Source organism: Streptomyces dysideae, from assembly GCF_001514305.1.
GTDB classification, from domain to species: domain Bacteria; phylum Actinomycetota; class Actinomycetes; order Streptomycetales; family Streptomycetaceae; genus Streptomyces; species Streptomyces dysideae.
Map to the genome: position 1 here is coordinate 56,931 of NZ_KQ949111.1, position 12,512 is coordinate 69,442.

Sequence of the window (12,512 nt, forward strand, 5' to 3'; positions counted from 1 at the left end):
CCGCACCGGCTCCGCCGACGCCGGTCTCCGCACCGGTGTCCCCATGGCGCCCGCTCGGCCCGGTGTCCGGTCGGGGGACCCGGTCACCGATGCCGCCCAGTTCTCCCCGGATCCGGCCTTCTCCTGGAACGCCCCCATGCCCCCGGGAGCGACCCTCGGGGGCGGGCGGCCAGTCGTGTCGTTCGGGGAGCCCGAGGGGTACGACGAGCGGGCGCGGCCGCGTCCGCTGGGGGCGCGGGTGCGGATGCGTACCGTTGCCGCGGCCGCTTGTGTCGTCCTCGGGCTTGGGCTCATCGGCGGGGCCATGACGGGGAGTTGGCTCGTCGGGGACTCGGGGGGCGACGGCGCCAAGGACAGCTTCGCCACCGCCGGGAGTCTGTGGCACAGCGTTCCGGTCGATCAGTTGTTCCCGCGGAACGTGGAAGGGAAGGGCGCCGGTCCCGGTGACGCCGACCGGACCTGGACGCGGATCGCCGTCGCCCCGGACAGCGGCTGCGCGGACGCCTTCGACCCCCTCCTGCGCCAGGCCCTCGCCCCTGTCGGCTGCCAACGCCTCCTGCGCGCCACCTACGTCGACGCCACCCAGAGCTACGTCACCACCGTCGGCATCCTCTTCACCAAGGCCGACGCCGCCGCGATGAGCGCCCTCGACACCCGGTTCAGCAAGGAGGGCCTCGGCCGGCGTACCGACCTCATGCCCCGCCCGTACGCCGCCAAGGACACCCTCGCCGCCGGCTTCGGCACCGCACAGCGCGCCTCCTGGACCGTCTCCGTCCTCACCGACGCTCCCGTCGTCGTCTACGCCGTCTCCGGCTGGGCCGACGGCCGCACCGTCGACGACCCGCAGCCCGCCGTCACGGCCATGGAGTCCGGCGACACCAACGCCCCCGCCCAGGCCGGCCTCGGCCACGAGGCCAAGGGCCTCGCCGACCGCATCGAACGCGCCCTGCGCAAAAACGCCACCCCGGCCTCGGAGCAGCCGTCGTGAGAGCAGCCACCCGCACCCGCCGCGCCAGAACCCTCGGCGTCCTCCTCGCCGCCGCCCTCGCCCTCCTCCCGTCGACCACCGCGCACGCCGACTCCATACGCGCCCAGCAGTGGGTCCTGGACGCCATGCACGCCCAGGAGGCCTGGCAGACCACCAAGGGCCGGGGCATCACCGTCGCCGTCCTGGACACCGGCGTCGACGCCGATCACCCCGACCTCGTCGGCAACATCCTCGACGGCAAGGACATGGTCGGCTTCGGAGCCGAGCGCGGCGACCGCGCCTGGGCCCGGCACGGCACCCAGATGGCCGGCATCATCGCCGGCCACGGACACGGCGCCGACGACGGCGACGGGGTCATGGGCATCGCCCCGGAGGCCAAGATCCTGCCCGTCCGCGTCATCCTCGAGGACGGCGACCCGTCCCGCGCCAAGGCCCGCAGCACCCGCGGCAACGCCCTCGCCGACGGCATCCGCTGGGCCACCGACCACGGCGCCGACGTCATCAACCTCTCCCTCGGCGACGACTCCGACTCCGCCCACCCCGAACCCGCCGAGGACGAGGCCGTCCAGTACGCCCTCAAGAAGGGCGCCGTCGTCGTCGCCTCGGCCGGCAACGGCGGCGAGAAGGGCGACCACATCTCCTACCCGGCCGCCTATCCGGGCGTCATCGCCGCCACCGCCGTCGACCGCTACGGCACCCGCGCCTCCTTCTCCACCCGCCGCTGGTACGCCACGGTCAGCGCCCCCGGCGTCGACGTCGTCATCGCCGACCCCGACCACAAGTACTACAAGGGCTGGGGCACCAGCGCCGCGGCCGCCTTCGTCTCCGGTGCCGTGGCCCTGGTCGAGGCGGCCCACCCGGGCCTGACCCCGGCCCAGATCAAGAAGCTCCTGGAGGACACGGCCCGCGACGCCCCCGCCGACGGCCGCGACGACTCCCGCGGCTTCGGCTTCGTCGACCCGGCCGCCGCCATCAAGGCCGCCGCCCGCATCGAACCGGAGAGGCTGCAAGCGGCCGCCTACGGCGAGAAGTACTTCGGCCCGGGCCCCGACGCCGCCGAGTCGGGAGACGACACGTCGAGCTGGACCGCCCCGCTCGTGGGCACCCTGGGCGGCGTCCTGCTGGTGGCGGCGGTGCTGCTGTGGCGGGGCCGCCGCCCCCGCCACGACGACTTCTGACCGCCGGGCCCGCTACGCGGACGGCGACGCGGCAGCCGCGGCAACCCCCGTGAACACCGACACCGCCGCCTCGGCCGCCGCCTCGACCAGCGAAACCCCGCCCGTCTTCGTCGGGTTGCCGTCGGACAGCACGGCGACCAGACAGTCGTGCCCGCCCACCGTCACGCGCCCGATGCTGTTGATGTCCCACAGCCCGGTCGCGGTGCGCGGCAGCCAGCCGTTCTTCAACGCCCACTCCGCGCCGTCGGCCGCCGCCGACACGCCCCACTGCTGGCCGACGGCGATCTGCCCCATCAGCCCCCGCAGATACGCCCGCGAGGCCTCGCTCAGCTCCGAGTCCTCCCCGAACACCTGCCGCAGCAAGGTGAGTTGATCGGCCGCCGTGGTCTGCGTCAGCCCCCAGTACATGGCGTCGCCGCCCTCGGTGTCCGTCAGCCCGAAGCGCTTGTTCGCCGTGTTCAGCCCCGCCGCCAGCCCGATCGTCCGCCACAGCGCCGACGCCGCGGTGTTGTCGCTGTTCTCGATCATCGTGGTGGCGTACGCCTTCTCCGCCGCGGTGAGCCGCCGCCTCGCGTCCTGCGCCTGGAGCAGCAGCACGGCCAGGATGTCGACCTTCACGATGCTCGCCGTGTCGAAGACACCGTCCCCGTACGAGGCGCCCTCACCCGACTCCAGATCCAGCACCGCCACCGACACCTCGGCGCCGTCCTCGACGGTCACCGACGCCATCGCCTCGGCCAGCAGTTCGTCGTAGTCCACCGTCGGCCGCGCCACCGGTTCCACGGAACCCTCCCCACCCGACTGCACCGACACCGACACCGACGCCGAGGGCGAGGCCGACGGCGTCGCCGCCGACGATACGGCGCTCCCGCCCGAGTGCGCCTGCGCCGTCACGTACACGGTCCCCCCGGCCGTACCGCCGAGGACGGCGACAGCGGCGAGCGCGGCGTACAGCAACGTGCGGCGGCGGGGCCGGCGGACTTCGGAAGACTCCATGCCCGCGATGGTCGGGGCGCCGACTGTGCGGGCCGTTAGACGGACGTTAGATGTGTGTCAGGGAAATCTGAGATTCCGGTGAAGAGGGTCACAGTCACGTTTCCGGGCCCGCACAAGCCCAGCAGCATCCCCCCTATAGGGTCGGTGACCGTGGCGAACAAGAACATTCCCGACCCCGGCTACTCCGACGACGACGGCTCCGCCGACCCCCGGCTGAGCGCGGCGCTCGCCGCCTGGGCCGAGGACCGCACCGCCGTGGCACCCGTCCTGGACGCCCTCAGGGGCAGCCGGCTGCTCGTCCCCGTCGTGGCCGTGCTCGGCGAGGTCGAGGAGGGCGAGAACGGACTGCGCCGCGAGAAGACCAGCGACATGGCCGTCCCCACCCTGAAGGCCGGTGACCGCACCGCGCTGCCCACCTTCACGTCCACCGACTCCCTGGCCCGCTGGGACCCGACCGCCCGCCCCGTCGCCGTACCGCTGCACCAGGCCCTCCAGGCCGCCGCACACGAGAAGGCGGACACGGTCGTACTGGACATGGCCGGCCCGGTGCCCTTCGAGCTGACCGGCCCCGCGCTGCTCGCGCTCGCCGAGGGCCGCACGACGGCCGACCCGCTCGCCGACCCGGCCGTCGTCGAGGCCGTACGCGGTGCCGTGGCCGCCGAGCCCGCCGTACTCCGCGCCCACCTCGGGCCGGGACAGGCCGACGGCACCCTCGCCCTCGTACTGGATTCCGCGGCGTCCGCGCCCGAGGCCGCGCGGGCCGTCGCACAGCGCCTCGCCGCCGACGAAACACTGCGGGCCCGCCTGGTGCGCGGCCTCGACCTGGCACTGCTGCCGACCGAGGCGACGCCTCCGGGCGAGCCCCTGTTCGTACGCGGATGAACGGGCCGCGGAACTAGGGGGTGTTTCGAAAGTCCCGCACAGCACCCACGGCGCCCACTCGCCGCACCGGGCAAAAGCCCAAGTACGTCCAGTACGAGGGCTTTCGTCCGGCGCGCCGAGAGCACGCACCGGACACCGCGGGCACCGCACAGGACTTTCGAAACACCCCCTAGCCGTAGATCGGGCCCGTGTACTTCTCACCCGGGCCCTGGCCCGAGTCGTCCGGGACGAGCGACGCCTCGCGGAACGCCAGCTGCAGCGACTTCAGGCCGTCGCGCAGCGGCGCCGCGTGGAACGAGCTGATCTCGGTCGCGCTCGCGTCCAGCAGACCGGCGAGGGCGTGGATCAGCTTGCGGGCCTCGTCCAGGTCCTTGTAGGTGTCGCCCGCCCCTTCTTGTGGGGCCAGACCGAGCTTCACCGCGGCGGCGCTCATCAGGTTGACGGCGACTGTCACGATCACCTCGACCGCCGGGACCTCGGCGATGTCGCGGGTCATCTCGTCGAAGTCGGGCTGCTCGGCAGGGCCGGAGGGGGAGGTCTCACTCATGCAGGACACGATAGGCGCCGATGGAGCCCCGGCCCCAGCTGGCCTCGGTTAGCCGTTCCTGGACCGAGCTGCTAACCTTGTGTAACGACCGGCTGGACATCACTGTGTCCGGCCAACAAGTGGAGGCTCCGATCTCCCACCTGACCGTCCCCCGGGACGGCGGGTCACCCGGGTCAGGCGGCCGCCATCGTTCCGTACGGACGATGGAGTCGCCCGAAAGTGCGCCCCGCGGCATCACCGCGGCGGTGCTCCGGCAGTCTTCGGAGTCCCGCCTGTGATCGTCCGGGGCAATTTTTTGTGCTTCGGCGCGGTTAGGTCTTACGAAAGAGAGACATACGCGGCTGTCCGCCAGACCGCCGTGTGGTGCTAACCGAGGAGGATCCATCAGCGCCGAGCCCCGCATCAACGACCGGATTCGCGTTCCCGAGGTGCGACTTGTCGGTCCCAGTGGCGAGCAGGTGGGCATCGTCCCCCTGGCCAAGGCACTGGAGCTTGCGCAGGAGTACGACCTCGACCTGGTCGAGGTCGCGGCGAACGCCCGTCCGCCCGTGTGCAAGCTCATGGACTACGGGAAGTTCAAGTACGAGTCGGCCATGAAGGCCCGTGAGGCGCGCAAGAACCAGGCGCACACGGTCATCAAGGAGATGAAGCTCCGGCCGAAGATCGACCCGCACGACTATGACACCAAGAAGGGTCACGTCGTCCGGTTCCTCAAGCAGGGCGACAAGGTCAAGATCACGATCATGTTCCGTGGTCGCGAGCAGTCCCGTCCCGAACTGGGCTACCGACTGCTGCAGCGTCTCGCGGAGGACGTCCAGGACCTCGGTTTCGTCGAGTCGAACCCGAAGCAGGACGGCCGGAACATGATCATGGTTCTCGGTCCGCACAAGAAGAAGACCGAGGCGATGGCCGAGGCCCGCCAGGCGCAGGAAGCCCGCAAGGCCGAGGCGAAGGCCCACCCGGGCCGCTCGCAGAACGCCGCGGAGTCCGACGACGTCGAGGCGTCCGCCGAGGCCCCTGCCGAGGCATCCGCCGAGGCGTGATCCCCGGGGGACGCACGTCCCCGAGGACGTAACCGATACAAGAGCGACGCTCCACCGTGCCCGGTTTCACGACCGGGCATCGGAGCGCCACCGACGAGGAGAGAACGGCGCTATGCCGAAGAACAAGTCGCACAGCGGTTCCAGCAAGCGCTTCAAGGTCACCGGCTCCGGCAAGGTGCTCCGTGAGCGCGCCGGCAAGCGCCACTACCTCGAGCACAAGTCGTCGCGCCTGACGCGTCGCCTCACCGGCAACGCCGAGATGGCCCCGGGCGACGCCAAGAAGATCAAGAAGCTTCTCGGCAAGTGACATCGGGCGCGCGTCTCGCGCCTGACATCTGACCGGGACCCAATCGTTTCCGGGCCGCGTGAGTCCAACCGCGGCCCCGCTACAAGGAGTTAACAAGTGGCACGCGTCAAGCGGGCAGTCAACGCCCACAAGAAGCGCCGGGCGATCCTCGAGCAGGCCTCCGGCTACCGCGGTCAGCGTTCGCGCCTGTACCGCAAGGCCAAGGAGCAGGTCACCCACTCGCTGGTCTACAACTACAACGACCGCAAGAAGCGCAAGGGTGACTTCCGCCAGCTGTGGATCCAGCGCATCAACGCCGCTGCCCGCGCCAACGGCATCACGTACAACCGCTTCATCCAGGGTCTGAAGGCCGCGAACGTCGAGGTCGACCGCAAGATCCTGGCCGAGCTGGCCGTCAACGACGCCACCGCGTTCGCCGCGCTGGTCGAGGTCGCCCAGAAGGCGCTGCCGGCGGACGTGAACGCGCCGAAGGCCGCGTGACGCTGCGCTGGCTTTAGGCCGACGTGATTTTACGGACCCGTAGGCTTCCGGCCTGCGGGTCCGTTGTGTTCCGTGGTGTTGTGGCTGGTTCGGCACCGCCGAAGTCCGCCGTCGTGGTCGATCGCCGTTGCGGCGGAAAGTGGTTTCTGAAGGTGAACAGCATGTCCCCCGCCACCCCCGAGCTGATCTCCCCCCGCTCGCCCCGTGTCTCCGCCGCGCGGCGGCTGGCCAAGCGGAACTTCCGGGGGAAGGAGCGGCTGTTCCTCGCGGAGGGGCCGCAGGCCGTGCGGGAGGCCGCCGAGTACGGGGACACGCTCGTCGAGCTGTTCGCCACCGTCGAGGCCGCGGAACGGTACGCCGACATCATCGGTGAGGTCCGGGCCGTCGGCGCCCGCGTGCACCTCGCCTCCGAGCAGGTCATCGCCGACATCTCCACCACCGTCACCCCGCAGGGGCTCGTCGGGATCTGCCGGTTCCTCGACACCCCCTTCGAGGACATCCTCAAGGCCCGGCCCAAACTCGTCGCCGTCCTCGCGCATGTGCGGGACCCCGGGAACGCCGGGACCGTCCTGCGGTGCGCCGACGCCGCCGGTGCCGAGGCCGTCGTCCTCACCGACGCCTCCGTCGACCTGTACAACCCCAAGGCCGTACGCGCCTCCGTCGGGTCGTTGTTCCATCTGCCCGTCGCCGTCGGAGTCCCCGTCGAACAGGCCGTCGCCGGGCTCAAGGACGCCGGTGTGCGGATCCTCGCCGCCGACGGAGCCGGGACCGACGATCTCGACGACGAGCTCGACCAGGGCACCATGGGCGGGCCGACCGCCTGGGTGTTCGGCAACGAGGCCTGGGGGCTCCCGGAGGAGACCCGCGCGCTGGCGGACGCCGTCGTGCGCGTCCCGATCCACGGGAAGGCCGAGAGCCTGAACCTCGCCGCCGCCGCCGCCGTATGTCTCTATGCGTCGGCCCGTGCACAGCGCGCCTCCGGAGGGTGCCGCTCCGTCACCGAGAGCTAGTAGGGTGACCAGCTCGGGGGCCACCTGCGCCGTCTGAGAGGTGGAGTACGGGCATGAGTGTCGGCACGAGCAGCGCACCGGGAGCACGGGAGGCGGGGGGCACCTCCACGTCCCGGACCGGTGATCTCGCCGAGCTCGGTATCGATCCCGACGACCTGCCCGACGGCCTCGTCGTCGCCGACGAGCACGGGCACGTCATCTGCTTCAACGCCGCCGCCCAGCGCATCACCGCCGTCCCCGCCGCCGACGCCCTCGGGCAGCGGTTGGAGAAGGCCCTGCCGTTAGAGGACCTGGAGGGGCGGCGCTGGTGGCAGCTGACCGATCCGTACGGCGGCCTCGCCATCCGGGTACGGCAGCCCGAGCGCAACCTCCTCCTCCCCGGCGGCCGCGAAGTCCTCGTGTCCGCCCGGTATGTCCGTACCGAACCCACCGGCCCCGTCCGTCGCGTCGTCGTCTCGCTGCGCGACACCGAGGCCCGCCGCCGCACCGAACGCAGCCACGCCGAGCTGATCGCCACCGTCGCCCACGAGCTGCGCTCCCCGCTCACCTCCGTCAAGGGCTTCACCGCGACCCTCCTCGCCAAATGGGAACGCTTCACCGACGACCAGAAACGGCTGATGCTGGAGACCGTCGACGCCGACGCCGACCGCGTCACCCGGCTCATCGCCGAACTCCTCGACATCTCGCGCATCGACTCCGGCCGGCTGGAGGTGCGCCGCCAGCCCGTCGACATCGGCGCGGCCGTGGGGCGGCACATCCAGGCGTACGTCGCCGCAGGCCAGCCCGCCGACCGGTTCCTGCTCCGCCTCGAGCAGCCGCTGCCCGACCTGTGGGCCGACCCCGACAAGATCGACCAGGTGCTCAGCAACCTCCTCGAAAATGCCGTGCGGCACGGCGAGGGAACCGTCACGATTGACGTCACGGCCACCCAGTCCCCGCGAGAGGGCGAGGACACCGGCACGTCGGTCACGGTGAGCGACGAGGGGCCCGGCATCCCGGAGGAATCCATGAACCGCGTCTTCACCCGCTTCTGGCGGGGCAGCAAGCGCGGTGGCACCGGCCTCGGGCTCTACATCGTCAAGGGCATCGTCGAAGCCCACGGCGGCCTCATCACGGTCGGCCGCGCCCCCGGCGGCGGCGCGCAGTTCCGATTTATGTTGCCCGTGGCAGCCCCGGCGTATCTCGCCTAGCGGCCCACGGGCGCATTCGTATACCTCCACCCCGTTAGACTCGGCCTTTGGCACCTTTGTGTCCCACGGACGGCCCTCAGAAGTCTCAGAGTCGGGTGACGGGGACCTTCAGCCAGCCAATCGGAAGCACGGGAAGAGATGTCGGCACCGAATAAGTCGTACGACCCTGTAGAGGTCGAGGCCTTGAAACCGGAAGAGATCGAGCGAATGCGGGACGAGGCGCTCGCCGCCTTCGCCGCCGCGGACTCCCTCGACGCACTCCAGGAGGCCAAGGTCGCCCACACCGGCGGCACCTCCCCGCTGGCCCTCGCCAACCGCGAGATCGGCGCCCTGCCCCCGCACGCCAAGGCCGAGGCCGGCAAGCGCGTCGGCCAGGCCCGCGGCGCCGTCAACAAGGCCCTCGCCGCGCGCCAGACCGAGCTGGAGGCCGAGCGCGACGCACGCGTCCTGGTCGAGGAGGCGGTGGACGTCACACTGCCCTACGACCGGGTACCGTCCGGCGCCCGTCATCCGCTCACCACACTCTCGGAGCGCATCGAGGACATCTTCGTGGCCATGGGCTACGAGGTCGCCGAGGGCCCCCAGGTCGAGGCCGAGTGGTTCAACTTCGACGCGCTCAACATCGGCCCGGACCACCCGGCCCGCGGCGAGCAGGACACCTTCTTCGTCGAGGGCCCCGAGGGCGGCACCGAGTCCGGCGTCGTGCTGCGCACCCACACCTCGCCCGTGCAGATCCGCTCCCTGCTCGACCGCGAGCTGCCGGTGTACGTGATCTGCCCCGGCCGCGTCTACCGCACCGACGAGCTGGACGCCACGCACACCCCGGTCTTCCACCAGGTCGAGCTGCTCGCCGTCGACGAGGGTCTGACCATGGCCGACCTCAAGGGCACCCTGGACCACATGGTCCAGTCGCTGTTCGGCGAGGGCATGAAGACCCGGCTGCGGCCGAACTTCTTCCCGTTCACCGAGCCGTCCGCCGAGATGGACATGGTGTGCTACGTCTGCCGCGGCGAGTCCGTCGGCAACCCCGACCGCCCCTGCCGTACCTGCTCCAGCGAGGGCTGGATCGAGCTCGGCGGCTGCGGCATGGTCAACCCGCGGGTGCTCACCGCCTGCGGTGTCGACCCGGAGAAGTACAGCGGCTTCGCCTTCGGGTTCGGCATCGAGCGGATGCTGATGTTCCGCCACAACGTCGAGGACATGCGAGACATGGTCGAGGGTGACGTCCGGTTCACCCGGCCGTTCGGGATGGAGATCTGATGCGGGTCCCGCTTTCTTGGCTGCGGGAGTACGTCGACCTGCCGGCCACCGAAACCGGCCGTGACGTCCAGGCCAAGCTCATTTCCGCCGGCCTCGAGGTCGAGACCGTCGAGCAGCTCGGCGACGGCCTCAAGGGCCCGCTGGTCGTCGGCCAGGTGCTGACCATCGAGGAGCTGGACGGCTTCAAGAAGCCGATCCGGTTCTGCACCGTCGACGTCGGCCAGGCTGGGGGCACCTCCCAGGCATTTAGCACTGGGGGAGGCACCGGCGAGCCCCAGGAGATCGTCTGCGGCGCCCGCAACTTCGCCGTCGGCGACAAGGTCGTCGTGGTCCTCCCGGGCGCCGTACTGCCCGGCGGCTTCTCGATCTCCGCCCGCAAGACCTACGGCAAGACGTCCCACGGCATGATCTGCTCCAGCGACGAGCTGGGCATGGGCGACGACGGCACCAAGGGCATCATCGTGCTGCCGCCGGAGACCGAGATCGGCAAGGACGCCATCGAGCTCCTCGAACTGGTCGACGAGGTACTGGACATCGCCGTCACCGCCAACCGCGGCGACTGCCTGTCCATCCGCGGCGTCGCCCGCGAGACCGCCATCGCCTACGGCCTGCCGCTACGCGACCCGGCACTCCTCGACGTACCCGGCCCGAACGCCTTCGGCTACCCGGTGCAGGTCTCCGACCCCGCCGGCTGCGACCGCTTCACCGCCCGCACCGTCAGCGGTCTGAGCCCCGAGGCGCGCTCCCCGATCTGGCTGCGGCGCCGGCTACAGAAGGTCGGCATGCGCCCGATCTCGCTCGCCGTCGACGTCACCAACTACGTGATGATGGAGCTCGGCCAGCCGCTGCACGCCTACGACCGGGGACTGGTCGAGGGCACCATCGGTGTCCGCCGGGCGGGCGAGGGCGAGAAGCTCGTCACCCTCGACGGCGTCGAGCGCAAGCTGCACGCCGAGGACCTGGTGATCACCGACGAGCGCGGCCCGATCGGCCTCGCCGGTGTCATGGGCGGCGCCAACACGGAGATCGCCGACCACGCAGACCCCGAGAACACCGCGAACGCGTCCACCGAGGTCGTCATCGAGGCCGCCCACTTCGACCAGGTCGCGATCGCTCGTACGGCCCGCCGGCACAGGCTGTCGTCGGAGGCGTCCCGCCGCTTCGAGCGCGGCGTCGACCCGATGGCGGCCGCGGCGGCGGCTCAGCGCACGGTGGACCTGCTGGTGCTCCTGGCCGGCGGTACGGCCGACGCGGGCGTCACCGAGGTCGTCGCGCCGTCCGCACCGAACACCATCACGGCCCCGGCCGACCACCCCGACAAGGTCGCGGGCGTCGACTACGGCCGCGAGACCGTCGTACGGCGACTGCAGCAGATCGGCTGCGACGTGTACGGGCAGGACGAGCTGATCGTCACCGTGCCGTCCTGGCGGCCAGACCTCCTCGAGCCGAACGACCTGGCCGAAGAGGTCATCCGCCTGGAGGGTTACGAGAACCTGCCCTCCACGCTGCCCAAGCCCCCGTCGGGCCGTGGCCTCACCCACCGGCAGCGGCTGCACCGCCGGGTCGGCCGGGTGCTGGCCGGGGCGGGCTATGTCGAGGCGCCGAACTACCCGTTCGTCAGCGAGCAGGTCTTCGACCAGCTCGGCCTCGACGCCGACGACCCGGCCCGCCGTGTCATCAGGCTGACCAACCCGCTCAACGACGAGGAGCCCGCGCTCCGTACGTCGCTGCTGCCGGGCCTGCTGGGTGCCCTGCGGCGCAATGACGGGCGGGGCTCGCACGACCTCGCCCTGTTCGAGACCGGGCTGGTCTTCCACCCGCGCGAGGAGCAGCGCGTCGCCGGGCACCTGCCCGTCGACCGCCGCCCGACCGACGAGGAGATCGCCGACCTGAACGCCGTGCTGCCCGAGCAGCCGCGGCACGTCGCCGTCGTCCTCGCGGGCGCCCGCGAGCAGGCCGGCTGGTGGGGCAAGGGCCGTCCGGCCGACTGGGCCGACGCGGTCGAGGCGGCGCGCACGGTGGCCGGTGAGGCCGGTGCCGAACTGGTCGTGCGGGTCGGGCAGTACGGGCCTTGGCACCCCGGTCGCTGCGCCGAGCTCGTGGTCGTCGCCGACGGCGCCGAGCGGGTCGTCGGTCATGCCGGTGAGCTGCACCCGCGTGTTCTGAAGGCCATGGGCCTGCCCGCGCGCACCTGTGCGATGGAGCTGGACCTCGATGCCCTGGAGCAGGTCGGCGACGACACTCCGCAGGCGCCGAGCATCTCCTCGTTCCCCGTCGCGACGCAGGACGTCGCGCTGGTCGTGGACAAGCCGGTTCCACACGCGGACGTCGAGGCGGCGCTGCGTGAGGGTGCGGGTGAACTGCTGGAGTCCATCCGGCTGTTCGACGTGTACGAGAACGACGACCAGCTTGGTGAGGGACGGAAGTCGTTGGCGTATGCACTGCGTTTCCGCGCCGGGGATCGGACGCTGACGGTGGATGAGGCTTCGGCGGCTCGGGATGCGGCGGTTGCGCTGGCGGGTGAGCGTACGGGGGCTGTTCTTCGGAGCTAGGGGGTGTTTCGAAAGTCCTGTGCGGTGCCCGCGGTGTCCGGTGCGTGCTCTCGGCGCGCCGGACGAAAGCCCTCGTACC

Annotated in this window: 11 protein-coding genes and 1 pseudogene; 10 read left to right on the top strand and 2 right to left on the bottom strand. The window is 71.3% G+C overall.

Annotation, left to right across the window (positions count from 1 at the left end):
• Nucleotides 1-175: 175 nt before the first annotated feature.
• The gene (locus AQJ91_RS39145; protein WP_067031839.1) at nt 176-988 is read left to right on the top strand and encodes a hypothetical protein; all 813 of its coding nucleotides are present in this window, start codon (nt 176-178) and stop codon (nt 986-988) included.
• Complete coding sequence (mycP, locus tag AQJ91_RS39150) at nt 985-2,166, top strand: type VII secretion-associated serine protease mycosin (protein WP_067031842.1); 1,182 nt, start codon at nt 985-987, stop codon at nt 2,164-2,166. The genes AQJ91_RS39145 and mycP overlap by 4 nt, the downstream gene beginning before the upstream one ends.
• Nucleotides 2,167-2,178: 12 nt before the next feature.
• Here the strand turns inward: mycP and AQJ91_RS39155 are convergent, their stop codons facing one another.
• A complete protein-coding gene (locus AQJ91_RS39155) occupies nt 2,179-3,162 on the bottom strand; it encodes a serine hydrolase (protein ID WP_067031845.1) in 984 nt (327 codons plus the stop codon).
• A 150-nt stretch (nt 3,163-3,312) separates the two neighbouring features.
• Here AQJ91_RS39155 and AQJ91_RS39160 point away from each other — a divergent pair, with 150 nt between their 5' ends.
• Nucleotides 3,313-4,044, top strand: coding sequence for an SseB family protein (locus AQJ91_RS39160; RefSeq protein WP_067031971.1), 732 nt, complete (start codon nt 3,313-3,315; stop codon nt 4,042-4,044).
• Between the two features lie 169 nt (nt 4,045-4,213).
• Here the strand turns inward: AQJ91_RS39160 and AQJ91_RS39165 are convergent, their stop codons facing one another.
• Nucleotides 4,214-4,591: a DUF1844 domain-containing protein gene (locus tag AQJ91_RS39165; RefSeq protein WP_067031846.1), complete on the bottom strand. Its 378-nt coding sequence runs from the start codon at nt 4,589-4,591 to the stop codon at nt 4,214-4,216.
• A 358-nt stretch (nt 4,592-4,949) separates the two neighbouring features.
• Between AQJ91_RS39165 and infC the strand changes: the two are divergent.
• The 7 genes and pseudogenes from infC (at nt 4,950) to pheT (ending at nt 12,433) form a co-directional block, all read left to right on the top strand.
• Nucleotides 4,950-5,634 (top strand): annotated as a pseudogene (infC, locus tag AQJ91_RS39175) (translation initiation factor IF-3).
• A 112-nt stretch (nt 5,635-5,746) separates the two neighbouring features.
• Nucleotides 5,747-5,941, top strand: coding sequence for a 50S ribosomal protein L35 (gene rpmI, locus AQJ91_RS39180; RefSeq protein WP_067031856.1), 195 nt, complete (start codon nt 5,747-5,749; stop codon nt 5,939-5,941).
• A gap of 96 nt (nt 5,942-6,037) precedes the next feature.
• The gene (gene rplT, locus AQJ91_RS39185; RefSeq protein ID WP_004933571.1) at nt 6,038-6,421 is read left to right on the top strand and encodes a 50S ribosomal protein L20; all 384 of its coding nucleotides are present in this window, start codon (nt 6,038-6,040) and stop codon (nt 6,419-6,421) included.
• 161 nt (nt 6,422-6,582) lie between these two features.
• A complete protein-coding gene (locus tag AQJ91_RS39190) occupies nt 6,583-7,431 on the top strand; it encodes a TrmH family RNA methyltransferase (RefSeq protein WP_067031858.1) in 849 nt (282 codons plus the stop codon).
• 53 nt (nt 7,432-7,484) lie between these two features.
• Entirely contained in the window at nt 7,485-8,621 is a 1,137-nt protein-coding gene (locus tag AQJ91_RS39195) for a sensor histidine kinase (RefSeq protein ID WP_067031860.1), read from the top strand.
• 138 nt (nt 8,622-8,759) lie between these two features.
• Nucleotides 8,760-9,881, top strand: a complete 1,122-nt coding sequence (gene pheS, locus AQJ91_RS39200) for a phenylalanine--tRNA ligase subunit alpha (protein WP_067031863.1) — start codon at nt 8,760-8,762, stop codon at nt 9,879-9,881.
• On the top strand, nt 9,881-12,433 hold the full coding sequence (gene pheT, locus AQJ91_RS39205) for a phenylalanine--tRNA ligase subunit beta (protein ID WP_067031870.1): 2,553 nt from the start codon (nt 9,881-9,883) through the stop codon (nt 12,431-12,433). Before pheS ends, pheT begins: the two co-directional genes overlap by 1 nt.
• The last annotated feature ends 79 nt before the right edge of the window (nt 12,434-12,512 follow it).